At 66.8% G+C, this 15701-nt stretch carries 17 protein-coding genes; 14 read left to right on the forward strand and 3 right to left on the reverse strand.

Annotated features, from left to right (window positions below; translation table 11 throughout):
* Nucleotides 1–51 precede the first annotated feature (51 nt).
* The gene (locus tag RMO12_RS00565) at nt 52–1518 is read right to left on the reverse strand and encodes a sensor histidine kinase N-terminal domain-containing protein (RefSeq protein WP_309637822.1); all 1467 of its coding nucleotides are present in this window, start codon (nt 1516–1518) and stop codon (nt 52–54) included.
* Between the two features lie 242 nt (nt 1519–1760).
* Complete coding sequence (locus RMO12_RS00570; protein ID WP_309637811.1) at nt 1761–2432, reverse strand: response regulator; 672 nt, start codon at nt 2430–2432, stop codon at nt 1761–1763.
* A gap of 117 nt (nt 2433–2549) precedes the next feature.
* Here RMO12_RS00570 and recA point away from each other — a divergent pair, with 117 nt between their 5' ends.
* Together recA and RMO12_RS00580 are read left to right on the forward strand one after the other, a co-directional pair.
* A complete protein-coding gene (gene recA, locus RMO12_RS00575; RefSeq protein ID WP_309626825.1) occupies nt 2550–3623 on the forward strand; it encodes a recombinase RecA in 1074 nt (357 codons plus the stop codon).
* Between the two features lie 29 nt (nt 3624–3652).
* Nucleotides 3653–4189, forward strand: coding sequence for a regulatory protein RecX (locus tag RMO12_RS00580; protein WP_309637812.1), 537 nt, complete (start codon nt 3653–3655; stop codon nt 4187–4189).
* Between the two features lie 81 nt (nt 4190–4270).
* Here the strand turns inward: RMO12_RS00580 and argC are convergent, their stop codons facing one another.
* A complete protein-coding gene (argC, locus tag RMO12_RS00585; protein WP_309637813.1) occupies nt 4271–5194 on the reverse strand; it encodes an N-acetyl-gamma-glutamyl-phosphate reductase in 924 nt (307 codons plus the stop codon).
* Nucleotides 5195–5479: 285 nt separating this feature from the next.
* On the opposite strand from argC, the gene RMO12_RS00590 reads away from it, so the two are divergent.
* From RMO12_RS00590 to RMO12_RS00645, 12 genes are all read left to right on the forward strand, one after another.
* Complete coding sequence (locus RMO12_RS00590) at nt 5480–5668, forward strand: hypothetical protein (RefSeq protein ID WP_309624530.1); 189 nt, start codon at nt 5480–5482, stop codon at nt 5666–5668.
* Between the two features lie 45 nt (nt 5669–5713).
* On the forward strand, nt 5714–6889 hold the full coding sequence (gene sucC, locus RMO12_RS00595) for an ADP-forming succinate--CoA ligase subunit beta (protein ID WP_309637814.1): 1176 nt from the start codon (nt 5714–5716) through the stop codon (nt 6887–6889).
* A gap of 19 nt (nt 6890–6908) precedes the next feature.
* On the forward strand, nt 6909–7802 hold the full coding sequence (gene sucD / locus RMO12_RS00600) for a succinate--CoA ligase subunit alpha (RefSeq protein WP_309625442.1): 894 nt from the start codon (nt 6909–6911) through the stop codon (nt 7800–7802).
* Between the two features lie 86 nt (nt 7803–7888).
* Nucleotides 7889–8575: a TerC family protein gene (locus RMO12_RS00605; protein WP_309637815.1), complete on the forward strand. Its 687-nt coding sequence runs from the start codon at nt 7889–7891 to the stop codon at nt 8573–8575.
* 261 nt (nt 8576–8836) lie between these two features.
* Nucleotides 8837–9526: a TerC family protein gene (locus RMO12_RS00610; RefSeq protein WP_309637816.1), complete on the forward strand. Its 690-nt coding sequence runs from the start codon at nt 8837–8839 to the stop codon at nt 9524–9526.
* Nucleotides 9527–9552: 26 nt separating this feature from the next.
* Nucleotides 9553–9999 carry a hypothetical protein gene (locus RMO12_RS00615; RefSeq protein ID WP_309625445.1) on the forward strand — a complete coding sequence of 149 codons (447 nt, stop codon included), beginning with the start codon at nt 9553–9555 and terminating at the stop codon, nt 9997–9999.
* Nucleotides 10000–10110: 111 nt separating this feature from the next.
* A complete protein-coding gene (locus RMO12_RS00620) occupies nt 10111–11400 on the forward strand; it encodes a serine/threonine-protein kinase (RefSeq protein ID WP_309637817.1) in 1290 nt (429 codons plus the stop codon).
* A gap of 33 nt (nt 11401–11433) precedes the next feature.
* Nucleotides 11434–12243, forward strand: a complete 810-nt coding sequence (locus RMO12_RS00625; protein ID WP_309637818.1) for a Stp1/IreP family PP2C-type Ser/Thr phosphatase — start codon at nt 11434–11436, stop codon at nt 12241–12243.
* 65 nt (nt 12244–12308) lie between these two features.
* Nucleotides 12309–12992, forward strand: a complete 684-nt coding sequence (locus RMO12_RS00630; RefSeq protein ID WP_309637819.1) for an FHA domain-containing protein — start codon at nt 12309–12311, stop codon at nt 12990–12992.
* 227 nt (nt 12993–13219) lie between these two features.
* On the forward strand, nt 13220–14026 hold the full coding sequence (locus RMO12_RS00635; RefSeq protein ID WP_309637820.1) for a 3',5'-cyclic-nucleotide phosphodiesterase: 807 nt from the start codon (nt 13220–13222) through the stop codon (nt 14024–14026).
* Nucleotides 14027–14117: 91 nt separating this feature from the next.
* Complete coding sequence (locus RMO12_RS00640) at nt 14118–14417, forward strand: hypothetical protein (RefSeq protein ID WP_309625450.1); 300 nt, start codon at nt 14118–14120, stop codon at nt 14415–14417.
* 15 nt (nt 14418–14432) lie between these two features.
* Nucleotides 14433–15701, forward strand: a 1269-nt coding sequence (locus RMO12_RS00645) for a tetratricopeptide repeat protein (RefSeq protein WP_309637821.1), incomplete at its 3' end; no start/stop codon positions are given.

The raw sequence follows: 15701 nt of genomic DNA on the forward strand, positions 1-15701 counted from the left end.
CCAAGGGTTTACCCCAGTCTACGCGGGTCGCGGCGCCGCGGTAGCGGGTGCTCAGGAGCGAACGTCGGTGTCCGTGCTGCGCAGCTCGACGTCGCCTGTGGCGGCGGGGAAGCGCAGGGTGAAGCGGGCGCCGGGCGTGTCGCCCTCGGCAAGCGGGCCTTCACGCGCGTCTCCCAGGTCCACGGCCGCGCCGTGTTGGCGTGCGATCTCGGCGACGATCGCCAGGCCCAGGCCGGAGCCGTCGACATTGGTGCCAAGCGCGCGGTAGAAGGGCTGGAACACCAGCTCACGTTCGCCCGTCGGGATGCCGGGGCCGGAGTCTTCGACCTGCAGCACCACGACCTGCCCGAAAGGGTCGTCGAGCACGCGCACGGTGACCGTGCCGCCGCCCGGCGTGTACTGCAGGGCGTTGTCGACCAGGTTGCGGATGAGTTCGCGCAGCAGCAGGGCATTGCCTCGAACACTGCTGCGCTCGGGCGACGCACGGTCTCCATCGGCCCCGGCGCCTTCGTAGCCGAGGTCGATGCGCTGCTCCAGAGCGCGCGGCACGAAGTCGCGCACCGTCTCGGTAGCCAGCCGCGCGAGGTCGACCTCGGCCACGCGGGCTGCCACTTCGCGGTCCTCGGCACGCGCCATCGCCAGCAGTTGGTTGACCATGCGCGCCGCGCGCTGGCTGGACAGCGCTATCTGCTGCAGCGAGCGCTTGAGCGCCTCGGGCTCGCGCTCGCCCTGGTCGATCTGACGCTGCGCCAGCTCGGCCTGCGTGCGCAGCCCGGCCAGCGGTGTCTTGAGCTGGTGCGCGGCGTCGGCAAGAAAGCGCTTCTGGGTGGCAAAGGAGCGGTCGAGCCGCTCGAGCAGGTCGTTGATCGCGCGCACCAGCGGCGACACCTCTTCGGGCGCCTCCAGTTCGTCGATCGGGCTGAGGTCGTCGGCCGCGCGCTCGCGGATGCGCTGCTGCAGCTCGTTGAGCGGCGCGATGCCGCGCGCCAGCGCAAGCCACACCAACAGCACGGCCAGCGGCAGGATCACGAACTGCGGCAGGATCACTCCCTTGATAATTTCGGTGGCCAGTTGCGAGCGCTTGCCCAGCGTTTCTGCCACCTGCACCAGCGCCGGTGCGGCGTTGCCGGGGAGGCGCTGCGGCGAGGGCATTGCCACCCACAGGTAAGCCACGCGCACCGCCTGGTTGTGGACCTCGTCGTCGCGAAACCGCATCTCACCGACGATGGGCAGCTCGTCGCCCTGGGGCAGCGGCAGGGCGTGGTCGCCGCCGACGTATTCACCGCGACCGCCGACCACCTGGAAATAGATCTGGTCGGCCTCGTCGACACGCAGCAATTCGTCGGCGCCGACCGGCAGAGAAAAAGAGATACGGCCGCTCTCCACGCTGATTTGCTGCGACAGGGCCCGTGTCATCTCGCCGAGCGCACGGTCATAGGGCCGGTTGGCGATGCTCTGCGCCACCAACCAGGTCAGCGCTACGCTCATCGGCCACAGCAACAGCAGCGGCGCCAGCATCCAGTCGAGGATCTCACCGAACAGCGAGCGCTGACCGCGCAGCTTGTCCACCGGGCCTCAGTGCGCGTCGGGCCGCCCCAAGCGGGCTGAGCGCGCCCTTGGGGGGCAGCACCGAAGGTGCGTGGGGGTCGTCACTTCAGTGCGCGTCGGGCCGCCCCAAGCGGGCTGAGCGCCCCGAGGTTGACGGAGTGGCCCCTTCGAGGTCAGGGGGGCAGCACCGAAGGCGCCCGGGGGTCGTCATTTCAGCCGGCAATCTTCTCGAGGCAGTAGCCCAGGCCACGCACGGTGGCGATGCGCACGGGGCCCTGTTCGATCTTCTTGCGCAGGCGGTGGATGTACACCTCGATGGCGTTGTTGCTGACTTCGTCGCCCCATTCGCACAGGCGCTGCACCAGTTGATCCTTGCTGACCAGCCGGCCGGCGCGCTGCAGCAGCACTTCCAGCAGCGACAACTCGCGCGCCGACAGTTCGACCATCTGGTCGTTCAGGTAGGCGACGCGGCCGGTCGCGTCGAACGACAGCGGGCCATGCTTGATGACGCTCGACGCCGTGCCCAGGCCTCGCCGCGTGAGGGCGCGCACACGCGCCTCCAGCTCCTGCAGCGCGAACGGCTTGGCCATGTAGTCGTCGGCACCGAGGTCCAGGCCCTTGACGCGCTGCTCCACGCTGTCGGCCGCAGTCAAGATCAGTACCGGCGTGGTGGTGCCGCGCGCGCGCATCTTGCGCAGCACCTCCAGGCCGTGCAGCTTTGGCAGACCCAGATCGAGGATCACCAGGTCGAACTCATGGTCGGCCAGGGCCGCGTCCGCCTCGCTGCCGCTGCCCACCGCGTCGACCGCATAGCCGACCTTGCGCAGGGTGCGCAGCAGGCCATCGGCCAGCACCTGGTCATCTTCGGCAATCAGGATGCGCATGCGGGTCTCCTCGCGAGGGTGCGTGGTTCATTGTAGGGAGGGCCGCGTTTTCGATCGCAAAAGATACTGTACAAATAACCAGGTTCGACCATAATTGAGCCCATCCCGGAGGACACCATGGACGCACCCGTCAAGACACTCAACACCGAAAAGGCCAAGGCCCTGCAAGCGGCGCTAGCGCAGATCGAAAAACAGTTCGGTCGCGGCACGATCATGCGGCTCGGCGAGGGCGAGGTCATCGACGACATCGAGGTCGTCTCCACCGGCTCGCTCGGCCTGGATGTCGCGCTGGGCGTCGGCGGTCTGCCGCGCGGCCGCGTGATCGAAATCTACGGCCCCGAATCCTCGGGCAAGACCACCCTCACGCTCCAAGTCATCGCCGAGATGCAAAAGCTCGCCGGTACTTGCGCCTTCATCGACGCCGAGCACGCGCTCGACTCGCAGTACGCGCAAAAGCTCGGCGTCAACCTGCAGGAGCTGCTGATCTCCCAGCCCGACACCGGCGAGCAAGCGCTCGAGATCGTCGACGCGCTGGTGCGCTCCGGCTCGGTCGACTTGGTGGTCATCGACTCGGTGGCTGCGCTCACGCCCAAGGCCGAACTCGAAGGCGAAATGGGCGACTCCCTGCCGGGCCTGCAGGCTCGGCTCATGAGCCAGGCGCTGCGCAAGCTCACCGCCACGATCAAGAAGACCAACACCATGGTCATCTTCATCAACCAGATTCGCATGAAGATCGGCGTCATGTTCGGCAGCCCCGAAACCACCACCGGCGGCAATGCGCTCAAGTTCTACGCCTCGGTGCGACTGGACATCCGCCGCATCGGCAGCATCAAGAGGGGCGAGGAAATCATCGGCAACGAAACCAAGGTCAAAGTCGTCAAGAACAAGGTCGCGCCGCCGTTCAAGACGGCCGAATTCGACATCCTGTTCGGTGAAGGCGTCTCGCGCGAAGGCGAAATCGTCGACATGGGCGTCGAGGCCAAGGTGGTCGAGAAGTCCGGTGCCTGGTACGCCTACAAGGGCGAAAAAATCGGCCAGGGCAAGGACAACGCCCGCGAGTTCTTGCGCGAGAACCCCGAGATCGCCCACGAAATCGAGAACAAGGTTCGCGAGTCGCTCGGCATCTCGCTGCTGCCCTCGATCGAGGTCGAGGTGCCCAAGGGCGCCAAGAAGGCAGCCTCCGGCGGTTGAAGTCACGGCGCGGGCCGGGGAGAGAGGGCATGCCGCGTGCGCCACAGTCGCTCAAGGCCAGGGCCTTGGGACTGATCGCCCAGCGCGAACACAGCCCGGTCGAGTTGCGACGCAAGCTGCTCGCGCAGGCGATGCGCCAGCGCCGTGCCGCCGAGCGCACGCCGCTGGCATCGCAAGCGGCCGACACCGACGCCGACGAAGCAGCCACCGCGACCACCGGCGTCACGGTGCCGACCGCGCAAGAGCTTGATGAATTGCTCGACTGGCTGGTCGCAAAAGACCTGCTCAACACCGCGCGTTTCGTCGAGGCTCGCGTGAATCTGCGTGCGCAACGCCACGGCAATTTGCGCATCCGTCATGAGCTGGCGCAGCACGGTGTCGAGATCGATCCCGATAAAGCCGCAGCGCTGGAGCGCAGCGAGCTGGCGCGGGCGCAATCGGTGTGGAGCAAGCGCTTCGGCGAACGGGCGGCCGACGCGGCGGGGCGTGCGAAGCAAATGCGTTTCCTGGCGGCCCGCGGCTTCAGCACCGACGTCGTCCGCCGCGTGGTGGCAGGCCGTGAATGAGCCGCATCTTCGGGGTCGGCGTGCGCAGCGTCCCGCTGGCTGGAGCCCAACGGCGAGTGCGCTGCAAAGACCCTAAGTCGTTTAAAGCCCCAACATCAGCCGAATGTTTTGCACCGCTGCGCCGGACGCGCCTTTGCCGAGATTGTCGAGCCGCGCCACCAGTACCACCTGTCCGCGCGCAGCGTTGCCGCAGACCCGCAGCTCCAGCCGGTTGGTTTCGTTCAAGGCTTCGGGTTCGAGTTTGCCATCGGGCTCGGCCCGCTTGACGCTGACCCATTCGCTGCCGGCATAGTGCGCGGCCAACGTCGCCTCCAGGTCGCCCGGCGTCGGCGCGCCGTTGAGCAAATCCAAATGCAGTGCCGCCTGGACGAGCATGCCCTGGCGAAAGTTGCCCACGCTGGGCACGAAGATAGGGCGGCGGTCGAGCCGGGAGAATTTCTGCAATTCGGCGACGTGCTTGTGTTCCAGCCCGAGCCCGTAGAGCTCGAACGCGGGCGCCGCTCCTGACTCATAGGCCTCGATCATGCTTCGCCCACCGCCGGAATAGCCGCTGACCGCATGCACCGTGACGGGGTAGTCGGGCGGCAGCAGGCCGACGTCGACGAGCGGGCGCAGCAGAGCGATCGCCCCGGTCGGATAGCAGCCCGGATTCGACACCCGCCGCGACGCGGCAATGGCTGCGGGTTGCTGCGGTGTCAATTCCGCAAAGCCGTAGACCCAGCCCGGATCCACCCGATGCGCCGTGCTGGCGTCGACGATGCGCGGACCGCCGCCAGGCAAGCTAGCGGCCAGCGCCACCGATTCGCGCGCCGCATCATCATGCAGGCACAACACCACCAGATCGATGCTCGCCATCAGCGAGCGTTTGGCCGCTTCATCTTTGCGTCGGGACGGGTCGATGCTGACCAGCGTAACGCCTGGCAGCGCCACCAGCCGATCCCGTATACCCAGGCCCGTGGTGCCGGCTTCACCGTCGATGAATATGCGCGCGCGACCTTGGTTCATAGGGCTGACTCGAGCGGAAAGCGGGCACCGATGGTAGCGCCGCAGGCGCCGATTGTTGCGCTGCACCATGCTAGAGTCCGGCGCGCTCCAGCCGGGGTGCCGCGCTCGCGCCTACCGCACCGACCCCGTCCCGATGGCTTTGCCTCCCGCCACCGCCGACCGCCTGCTCGAGCATCGCCGCTCGATCGAAGTGCGGGTGTTCGTACGCAAAGACGGGCGCTGGGAGGTTGACGCCCGCCTTATCGACCTCGAAACGCCCGACTCCCCGCTGGCCAGCGGAGCGAGGTGCTCGACTCGCAGCAAGGCGGACAGTCCGCCAGCAACGAGCGGCCATTCCAGATCGACCGCTGCCATGCCTTGCGCAGCGACGGCGAGACGGTTCCTACCTTTTACCCGCGCTGGTACCTGCAGGGCGCAGCGCACAATCCGCAGCGCTGCGAAGCGGCCGGCGAAGCGCTGCTGCCCGGCCCCTGACCCCCTGACCATCGCCCCCTCTTTCGTCCCCCAGCAGAGATCACCATGAAGATCCACGAGTACCAAGGCAAAGAGATCCTTCGCCAGTTCGGCGTGCCGGTGCCGCGAGGCTATGCCGCGTTCACCGTTCAGGAGGCCGTCGAAGCGGCGCAAAAGCTCGGCGGCCCGGTCTGGGTCGTCAAGGCGCAAATCCATGCCGGCGGGCGCGGCAAGGGCGGTGGCGTCAAGATCGCCAAGACGGTCGACGACGTGAAGACGATGGCCGGGCAAATCCTGGGCATGCAGCTCAAGACCCATCAGACCGGCCCGGCGGGCCAGAAGGTCCGTCGCCTGCTGATCGAGGAAGGCGCCGACATCAAGAAGGAGTACTACGTTGCGGCGGTCACCGATCGCGCAACGCAGAGGGTCGCGATCATGGCGTCGAGCGAAGGCGGCATGGACATCGAAGAGGTGGCGCAAGCCTCGCCCGAGAAGATCATCAAGGTGTTCGTCGACCCGGCCACGGGCCTGACCGACGCGCAGGGCGACGAGCTCGCCCGGGGCATCGGCGTGCCGGCCGGCTCGCTGGCGCTGGCGGTGGATGTCTTCAAGAAGCTCTATCGCTGCTACGTGGAGACCGACGCTAGCCTGGCGGAGATCAACCCGCTCGTCCTCGAAGGCTCGAAGGACGGCAAGGCGGGCAACATCAAGGCGCTCGACGCAAAGTTCAACTTCGACGCCAACGCGATGTTTCGCCACCCCGAGATCGTCGCCTACCGCGACCTCGACGAGGAAGATCCGGCCGAGATCGAAGCCAGCAAGTTCGACCTCGCCTACATCCAGCTCGACGGCAACATCGGCTGTTTGGTCAACGGCGCGGGTCTGGCGATGGCCACGATGGACACCATCAAGCTGTTCGGCGGCGAGCCGGCCAATTTTCTGGACGTGGGTGGCGGCGCGACCGCCGAGAAGGTCACCGAGGCCTTCAAGATCATGCTCAAGAACCCGAACGTGAAGGCGATCCTCGTCAACATCTTCGGTGGAATCATGCGCTGCGACGTGATCGCCGACGGCGTCATCACCGCCAGCAAGGCGGTGGGCTTGACCGTGCCGCTGGTGGTGCGCATGAAGGGCACCAACGAAGAGCTGGGCAAGAAGATGCTTGCCGAGTCGGGCCTGCCGATCATCAGCGCCGACACCATGGCCGAGGCCGCCCAAAAGGTGATGGCCACGCTGAAGTGAGGCCCAAGAGGAAAAGAACATGAGCATCCTGATCGACAAGAACACACGGGTCATCACCCAGGGCATCACCGGCAAGACCGGGCAGTTCCACACTCGCATGTGCCGCGACTACGCCAACGGCCGCAACTGCTTCGTCGCGGGCGTGAACCCCAAGAAAGCGGGCGAGGATTTCGAGGGCATCCCGATCCATGCGACGGTGAAGGACGCCGCGAGGGCCACCGGCGCCACGGTCAGCGTGATCTACGTGCCGCCGGCCGGCGCGGCCGCGGCGATCTGGGAGGCGGTCGAGGCCGACCTGGACCTGGTCGTCTGCATCACCGAGGGCATCCCGGTAAGGGACATGCTCGAGGTGCGCAACAAGATGAAGGCCAAAGAGGCGGCGGGAGGAAAGAAAACCCTGTTGCTCGGCCCGAATTGCCCGGGGCTGATCACGCCCGAGGAAATCAAGATCGGCATCATGCCGGGGCACATCCATCGCCAGGGCCGCATCGGCGTGGTCTCGCGCTCCGGCACGCTGACCTACGAGGCAGTGGCGCAGCTCAGCGAGCTGGGTCTGGGTCAGTCGAGCGCGGTGGGCATCGGCGGCGACCCGATCAATGGCTTGAAGCACATCGACGTGATGCGGCTGTTCAACGACGACCCCGGCACCGACGCGGTGATCATGATCGGCGAGATCGGCGGTCCCGACGAAGCCGAAGCCGCACTCTGGTGCAAGCAGCACATGAAGAAGCCGATCGTCGGCTTCATCGCCGGCGTCACCGCCCCGCCGGGCAAACGCATGGGCCATGCCGGGGCGCTGATCTCGGGCGGCGCCGACACCGCAGACGCCAAGCTCGCCGTCATGGAAGCGTGCGGCTTCACGGTGACGCGCAATCCGTCGGAGATGGGCAAGTTGCTCAAGGGGCTGTTGTAGCGGCTTCGGTGGTGCCCGCATAGATTGCCGGCAGTTCGCGAAAAGGAGGGCCTCCGCGCCCTCTGAAACTCAAAAACGCGCCCACCATGGACCTGACTTCCGCCCCTTTCTGGGCCGCTCTGGGCTCGATCATTCTCGCCAACGTCGTGCTGTCGGGCGACAACGCGGTGGTCATTGCGCTCGCCGCGCGATCGCTGCCAGCCGAGCAGCAGAAGAAGGCAATCTTTTGGGGCAGCGCGGCGGCGATCGTGATGCGCATTGCGCTCACGCTCATTGCCGTCGAGATGCTGAAGTGGCCCTACCTCAAGATTGCCGGCGGCCTGCTGCTGCTCTACATCGGCGTGTCGCTGCTCAGCGAGGATGATGGCGGCGAGGGCGGCAGTGCCGAGGCGGGCGGCATGGTCTCGGCGATCCGCACCATCCTCGTGGCCGACCTGGTGATGAGCCTGGACAACGTGCTGGCAGTCGCCGCTGCGGCCAAAGGCAATACGCCGCTGCTGATCATCGGCTTGGCGGTCAGCATCCCGCTCATCATCTTCGGCAGCACGCTGTTGCTCAAGGTGATGGAGCGCTTTCCGGCCATCATCACGCTCGGCGCCGCCTTGCTCGGCTTCCTGGCGGGCGAGATGATGTTCACCGACCCGGCGGTGACCGCGCGCTTGGGCGAGCTTTCGCATGACGTGGTCAATGCCGTCGGTGCAGTCGGGGCCGCTTTGGTGGTGAGCACCGGACTGTGGCTGCAGCGCCGCGCCCGCGCGCACGACGCGGCCTGATGTACCCCCTATACTGAAATCTTGAAGGGGAGTAGCTCGACTCCAGCGCCGCTACCTTCTGAGTGCAGCGCAAGAGTTTCGGCAAGCCGTCAGTACGAAGCGATGAGCTTCCGGTTTGTCGGGCCATAACAATTACTCCACGCCGAGCAAGACCTTCGATGCAAGCCGCTGTGAGCGGCAGGCTCGAAGGCGACCCGCGCCCCACCGATCCTGCGCCCACGTGGCCTGCGCCGTTTGTCGCGCAACTTCGTGGAGTCGCGGATGGAAGTTCTCTCGACAACTTGGTGGTCGGCGCTGTTGGCGATCGTGCTGATCGACCTCGTGCTGGCCGGCGACAACGCCATCGTCATCGCACTGGCGGCGCGCAACCTGCCGGCGCACCTGAAGAAGAAAGCGATTGTCTGGGGCACGGTCGGCGCGATCGTCGTGCGCAGCGCCATGACGGTTGGCGTCGTCTGGTTGTTGCAGGTTCCCGGTTTGATGCTGATCGGGGGGCTTGGCCTGGTGTGGATCGGCTACAAGCTGCTCGCGCCGCAGGGCGGTGAGGCGCATCACGACGTGCGGGTCACGTCCTTCTGGTCCGCCATGAAGACCATCGTCATCGCCGACGCGTTGATGGGAGTGGACAACGTGCTCGGCGTGGCCGGCGCGGCGCACGGCAGCTTCGATCTGGTCGTCATCGGCTTGTTGATCAGCGTGCCGATCGTCGTGTGGGGCAGCTCGATGGTGCTGCGTTTGGTCGATCGATACCCCGTCATCACCTATGCCGGGGCCGGTGTGCTCGCCTTCACAGCCGCCAAGATGATCGTTAGCGAACCGCTGCTCGATGCCGTGTTCGACCCGAGCTGGGTGTTGCGCCTGGCCATTTATGCGCTGCTCGTCACCGGTGTCGTTGGCGCCGGCTGGTGGACAGCGCGGCGTGCGGCCTTTCCGTCGCGGCCACTTACCTGACCTTCAGCCACTCAAGGAGATGCACGATGGAAACCATTGCAGTGTTCGTCAACGACGCGCGCTACGCGCAGCACCTGCTGGCGCCATTGCTGCAGGGGGCACCGCCTACGCACTGGATCGTGGTGGCGTGCGCGCCGCGGCTCACGCGCCACATCGGCCGCTGGGTCTCCAGCCGCGCGCGCGAGCAATGGCGCGAGCGCTGGGCCGCCGAGCTGTTCGCCCAGCTCGAGCCTGAGATCAAGGCGCAGCACGGTAGCCGGGTCGAGAAGATACTTGCCAAACGCCCGCTCGTCGCGGTGTCGTCGCGGCTCAAGGCCAGGCTTGCCGAGGTGCGACTGCTCGACGCGCGCATGCCGCGCTGGGGCAAGCCCGAAGAGCCGCTGACCGATGCGCAGCCGGCGCTGCAGCCGCAATGGGCGGGTCCACTCGCAGTGACCACTGGCTTGAGTGCGATGCTGGCGTTGGTCGACTGAGCTCGTGCTCGGAAGCCATGAGGCCGCGGTACCGAATCACCCCGACCCCAAGCCGCGCCTCAGTGCTACGCGTCGCGGCGCCGCGCGGCATGCGCGTGATAACGTCCCGTCATGCTGCGTAGCGCTCTTCCTTCACGCTGCGCCGCGGCGCTGCGAATCCGCAGCGCGGCCGCTTCACTGGTCATCGGGCTGAGCGGCTGCGACCTTGCCGTGGCGGCCCCATTCGAGAGCGTCGCCAGCGGACTGTGGATCGGCCTGTCCGGCGTGTTGCTTGTCACGCTGGCCACCGCGCTCTGGTGGCGTTGGCGCGTTCGCACCCACATGCCGCCGGAGCTGCAACGCCGTCGGCGCACCGACCACCAGGTGGGTGCCGCATTCGACAGCACCCAGCTCGACTCGATCGTCGACACCGTGCTCGACCCGCGCGCCGCCGACCCGGCGCGTCGCATCGGCCCCTACCTGGTCGAACGCGATATCGGCCGCGGCGCAATGGGCATGGTGCTGCAGTGCCGCGACGAGCGCACCGGCGAGCTGGTCGCGCTCAAGACCATGGCGCTCGGCCGCGAGTTCCACGGCGAGGCGCTCGAGGGCGCCCGCGAGCGTTTCTTCCGTGAAGCCGAAATGGCCGGCCAGTTGCACCACCCTGACATCGTGACGGTGCGCGAAGTCGGTGAAGCGGACGGCATCGCCTACATCGCCATGGAGTTGCTCGGCGGACGCGACCTGAGCGAGCTGGCACAGCCGGCGCGACTGCTGCCGGTGTCCATGGTGCTGGGCATCGGCGCGCGCGTGGCGCAGGCGCTGGCCTATGCGCACCGCCAAGGCGTGACGCACCGCGACATCAAACCGGCCAACATCATGGTCGAGCTGCAAAGCGGCATGGTCAAGGTCACCGACTTCGGCATTGCCCGCATCATCGATTCGACGCAAACGCGCACCGGGCTCGTGTTGGGTACGCCCTCGTTCATGTCGCCCGAGCAGATGGCCGGCGCGCGCGTCGACGGCCGCAGCGACCTCTATGCGCTTGGCGTCACCTTGTTCCAGCTGCTCACCGGTGCCTTGCCGCACAAGGCCGATTCCATGGCCGAGCTGCTGCGTTCGATCAGCAGCGACGTGGCGCCCGACGTGCGCACGCTGCGCCCGGAGCTGCCGCAGTCGCTGGCCGACGTGGTGGCCCTGGCGCTCGAGAAACGCCCCGAGGTCCGCTATGCCGACGGCGATTCGCTGGCCGCCGACCTGCATGCGGTACTGGTGCAGATGAAGGGCGAGCAAGCCGGGACCAACTCCGGGCACGACGATGAAGCGCGGGCGCTGAGCCCGGGTCGTGCCACGTCGGCACCGTCCTGGGTGCGTTCCGCTGCGCCCATGGCGGCGGAAGCGCGGCACAATCCTTCGCGTTGAAGCGCCCCGGTTGGCGCGTAGCCTTTTCTTCCGATGCCCACGCTCCAGCCCGTACCCACCTTGCGCTTCGAGTTCGTCAGCGCCACCGACACCGGCCGCTCTCGCAGCAACAACGAGGACTCGGTGGTGCTTGACGAGACCGCGGCGCTGGCCGTCCTGGCCGACGGCATGGGCGGCTACAACGCCGGTGAAGTGGCCAGCGGCATGGCCACCAGCTTCATCAAGGCCGAGCTCGGCCGCTGGCTCTCCGAGGCGAGTACACAAGCCACCGACACCGACGTGCGCCGCGCCATGGACATCTGCGTCGACAACGCCAACCGCGCCATCTTCAACGCCGCCAATTCCAACCCGCAGTACGCCGGCATGGGCACCACGCTCGTGGTCGCAGTGCTGCGCGAATCCAGGTTGCTGCTCGGCCATATTGGCGATTCGCGTGCCTACCGCTGGCGCGACAGCGAGCTCAGCCAGATCACCCGCGACCACTCGCTGTTGCAGGAGCAAATGGACGCCGGCCTCATCACGCCCGAGCAGGCTGCAGTGTCCAACCACAAGAACCTGGTCACGCGCGCCGTGGGTGTCGAAGACACCGTGCTGCTCGAGACTCACCTGCACCAGACCCAGCCGGGCGACTGCATCCTGATGTGCTCCGACGGCCTGTCGGACATGATCGACGACGACCAGATCGCCTCGCTGTTGCGCGAGCACGACTCTTTGCCGGAGGCCGCGCAGGCCCTGGTTGAAGCCGCCAATGACGCTGGCGGACGGGATAACATCTCTATCATCCTGGTGCGCGCGCTTGGCACGCCGCCAGCTGCGCGCGCCTGGTGGCCATTTCGGCGTTAGCGGTCCGCAGGCAGGCGCCCGCAGGCGGCATCCACAACATCAGAGCAGACGCACGGGGTCACGAGATGGGCAAGCTGGTCGTATCGCTGGATGGGGTCGTCATCAAGGAAGTCCAGATCACCAAGGACAAGACGACGCTGGGCCGACGGCCGTACAACGACATCGTGATCGACAACCTGGCGGTGAGCGGCGAACACGCCGTACTGCAGATGGCCGGGCAAGATGTCTTCATTGAAGACCTGAACAGCACCAACGGCACCTACATCAACGGCAAGGCCGTCAAGAAACAGCTGCTGCAGCACAACGACACGGTCGAGATCGGCAAGTACAAGATCAAGTACCACAGCGTCGAAAACTCCGACTACGAAAAGACGATGATCTTGAAGCCCGGCACCGTGCCGGGCGCCCCCGTGGGTGCGGCGCCGTCGTTCATGCACACGGCCCCCATGAATTCAAACTTCGGCGGTCTGCCCTCATCGAGCGGCGCGTCGTCCGCGGCCATCAAGGTGCTCAATGGAGCTGCCGTTGGTCGTGAGGTGGCGCTCACCAAGGTGGTCACCACCGTCGGCAAGCCCGGCGTGCAGGTGGCCTCCATCACCAAGCGTCCCGGCGGCTACGTGTTCGCGCATGTCGAAGGCGCGGGTCGGCCGCTGGTCAACGGTAACCCCGTGACCGGTGATCCCGTCCACCTGAAAAGCGGCGACGTGATCGAACTGGCCGGCACGCAGATGCAGTTCGTGCAGAGCTGAGGACGCTCGCAGGCATTCCGGTAGACGCGGCGTCGCCGTATCTCCAAGCGCGCGGGCGGGCACGGCGCGGCCACCGAAGCGCCTCGCTACACATGTGCAGCGCGTATCTCGTCCCGGCGTGAGGCATCGCACGCTGGCACGCTTGCCCCGGCGCCCCTGCGCGGGCACCATTCCCCGGTGAGGTTTTCCGTGCTTGGCGCTGCGTTCAGCGCGCCACCTTTCCTGCCATGACGCTGCCCATCCCGGTGCGATTGCGGGTGCTCGGCTGCTCGGGCTCGATCGCCGCCGGCAGCCGCACAACCGCCTTCCTGCTCGACGACCACACGCTCATCGACGCCGGCACCGGCGTCGGCGATCTGCCGCTCGACGCCATGGCGTGCATCGACGACATCGTCGTCTCGCATTCGCACCTCGACCATGTGCTCGCGATCCCGCTTCTGGCCGACAGCGTGATGAAACTGCGCTTCGCCAACCCAGGGCGTGGGCCGATCCGCGTACACGGGCTGCCGCAAACGCTGGTTGCGCTGCGCACTCACCTCTTCAACGGCCAACTGTGGCCCGACTTCACCAGCATCCCGAGCCCCGAGCGGCCGATCCTGGCCTTGCACCCCTTCGAGATTGGCGACACGCTCAGCTTGGGCAGCGGCGCGGCACTGCGCCGCGTGGAAGTGCTGCCCGCCGCGCACACCGTGCCGGCCTGCGGCTTTGCGGTCGATACGCCGCAGGGCTGGTGGGTCTACAGCGGCGACACCGGCCCCAACCCGGCGCTGTGGGCGGCGCTCAAAGGCCGCCGCATCGCCCACCTCATCATCGAGACCGCTTTCGGCGACGACGAGCGCTGGCTCGCCGACCTGAGCGGCCACCTCTCGCCCAGCAGCCTGGCGGCCGAGCTGGCGCAGCTCGACGGCATCGTGCCGGTACACATCACCCACCCGAAGCCGGGCGAGGTGGCGGTCGTGGTGGCGCAGGTCCGCGCCATCGATACGGCGCACCGGGTGGAGCCCTTGGTCAAGGGGATGGTGTTCGAGTTGTGAGCACACGCGAAATGCGCTGCCGCCTCGGCGGCGTGCCCTACCATCCGCAGCGCTCGCGGGGGTCGCGACGCATTCAGTACGGGAGCTGAGCATGGCATTGGGCTGGTTTGACGCATCCGAGGCACAAGACTTTGGCAAGTCGCTCGCAAAGTCATTCATCGATCGTCTGCCGCCAGTGGAAAAGACGAGCAGCAAGAAGTTCGAAGGCAAGGCCAAAGAGGCCTTGGGCAAGATGGCCAAGCAGATCGCGACATTTCGCTCAACCAGCAAGCTCAATTTCTACAAGAAAGCCAAGCTGGGCAACGCCTTCAAGTGGACGCTGCGTGAAGCCGGTTACGACCATGCCTACACCGACGAGCTGACCGAGTGGCTGATGCTGCAACTGCAGTAACAACCGGAGCGCAGCGTGGGACTTTCAGCCTGGATCAAGGGCTTGCCGTCGCTGGGCCGTGGGCCCAGGCCGCTTGCTCGAACGCCACTTGCCGCGGTTGTCAACGACGCGCCGCAAAAGGACGCAGCCACCGGTGACATCGACCCGGCCAAGCTGGGAGTGAGCTTGCTGCAGTCTGGCAAGCTGGCGGCGGCTGCCGATGCCTTTCGCAAGGCCGTGGCGCAGGCTCCCCAATCCGCTGCCAACCACGTCAACCTGGCCTACGCGTTGCAGGAGCTCGGCTCGGGCGCAGACGCCGTCGTGTATCTGCGCCAGGCTATCGTGCTCGACCCGGTTTCGTTCGATGCCCACTACATGCTCGGCGGGGCGCTCGAGGGATTGGGTGAGCACGCTGCCGCGGCCGAACACCTGCGCCAGGCGGTGGTGCTCAAGCCGGAGTTCGAGCCGGCCCGCGCAGAGTTGTGCCGGGCGCTCGTTGCGAGCGGTGATACGGCCGAAGCGCGCGCGGCCATCAAGGAGGCCATCGCCTTCAATCCGCGCCATGCCGACTTTCATCACTACCTGGGCAATGTCTGCCTGAGCGAGTCGCACGCCGAGGCGGCTGTCGCCAGTTATCTGCGAGCCTTGGAATTGCAGCCGAATTACGCCCAGGTTCACGGCAACCTGGGCCTTGCGCTGCACGCGCAACAGCGGTACGACGCTGCCGCAGCAAGCTTCGAGCGCGCGCTCGAGATCGATGCGTCGCTGATCGATGTGCACGTGAAGCTCGCTCAGACGCGCAAGGCGCAAGGTCGCCTTGAAGATGCCGCGCAATCGCTGCAACGCGCGCTCGATGCGCGCCCCAATGACGCTGAAGCGTTGAACCAGATGGGCACCGTGCTGCAGGAGCAGGGCCAGCTGGAGCGCGCCACGGCGTGCTACCTGCGCGCCATCGAGCTCGCGCCCGGGCAGCCGGGCGCCTACGGCAATCTCGGTCTGGCCTTGTATGAACAGGGCAAGGTCGGCGAGGCGGTCGAGGCCTACCGGCGCGGCCTGGCCGTTCGGCCGCTGGCCACCACGCACGACAACCTGGGCAGCGCGCTGATAAAGCAAGGCGCGGTCGACGAAGCGATCGAACACTACGGCGCGGCGCTAGCGCTCGACCCGGACAACCTGAACACGCGTTGCAACCTCGGTGCGGCGTTGGCCGACGTGGGCGGGCCGCGTGACGCCATCGCTGCCTATCGACACATCCTCACCCTCAAGCCCGACCACCTCATCGCCCACAGCAACCTGCTGTTCAGC

This window comes from Methylibium sp. (genome assembly GCF_031393925.1).
Classification (GTDB): Bacteria; Pseudomonadota; Gammaproteobacteria; order Burkholderiales; family Burkholderiaceae_C; genus Methylibium.

Excerpts from the sequence above, each read along its gene's own strand:
- RMO12_RS00630 (WP_309637819.1), top strand. The coding sequence starts at position 12,309 with ATGGGCAAGCTGGTCGTATCGCTGGATGGGGTCGTCATCAAGGAAGTC.
- RMO12_RS00615 (WP_309625445.1), top strand. The coding sequence starts at position 9,553 with ATGGAAACCATTGCAGTGTTCGTCAACGACGCGCGCTACGCGCAGCAC.
- RMO12_RS00570 (WP_309637811.1), bottom strand. The coding sequence starts at position 2,432 with ATGCGCATCCTGATTGCCGAAGATGACCAGGTGCTGGCCGATGGCCTG.
- sucC (WP_309637814.1), top strand. The coding sequence starts at position 5,714 with ATGAAGATCCACGAGTACCAAGGCAAAGAGATCCTTCGCCAGTTCGGC.
- sucD (WP_309625442.1), top strand. The coding sequence starts at position 6,909 with ATGAGCATCCTGATCGACAAGAACACACGGGTCATCACCCAGGGCATC.
- argC (WP_309637813.1), bottom strand. The coding sequence starts at position 5,194 with ATGAACCAAGGTCGCGCGCGCATATTCATCGACGGTGAAGCCGGCACC.
- RMO12_RS00640 (WP_309625450.1), top strand. The coding sequence starts at position 14,118 with ATGGCATTGGGCTGGTTTGACGCATCCGAGGCACAAGACTTTGGCAAG.
- RMO12_RS00580 (WP_309637812.1), top strand. The coding sequence starts at position 3,653 with ATGCCGCGTGCGCCACAGTCGCTCAAGGCCAGGGCCTTGGGACTGATC.
- recA (WP_309626825.1), top strand. The coding sequence starts at position 2,550 with ATGGACGCACCCGTCAAGACACTCAACACCGAAAAGGCCAAGGCCCTG.
- RMO12_RS00565 (WP_309637822.1), bottom strand. The coding sequence starts at position 1,518 with ATGCTGGCGCCGCTGCTGTTGCTGTGGCCGATGAGCGTAGCGCTGACC.
- RMO12_RS00625 (WP_309637818.1), top strand. The coding sequence starts at position 11,434 with ATGCCCACGCTCCAGCCCGTACCCACCTTGCGCTTCGAGTTCGTCAGC.
- RMO12_RS00610 (WP_309637816.1), top strand. The coding sequence starts at position 8,837 with ATGGAAGTTCTCTCGACAACTTGGTGGTCGGCGCTGTTGGCGATCGTG.
- RMO12_RS00605 (WP_309637815.1), top strand. The coding sequence starts at position 7,889 with ATGGACCTGACTTCCGCCCCTTTCTGGGCCGCTCTGGGCTCGATCATT.
- RMO12_RS00620 (WP_309637817.1), top strand. The coding sequence starts at position 10,111 with ATGCTGCGTAGCGCTCTTCCTTCACGCTGCGCCGCGGCGCTGCGAATC.
- RMO12_RS00635 (WP_309637820.1), top strand. The coding sequence starts at position 13,220 with ATGACGCTGCCCATCCCGGTGCGATTGCGGGTGCTCGGCTGCTCGGGC.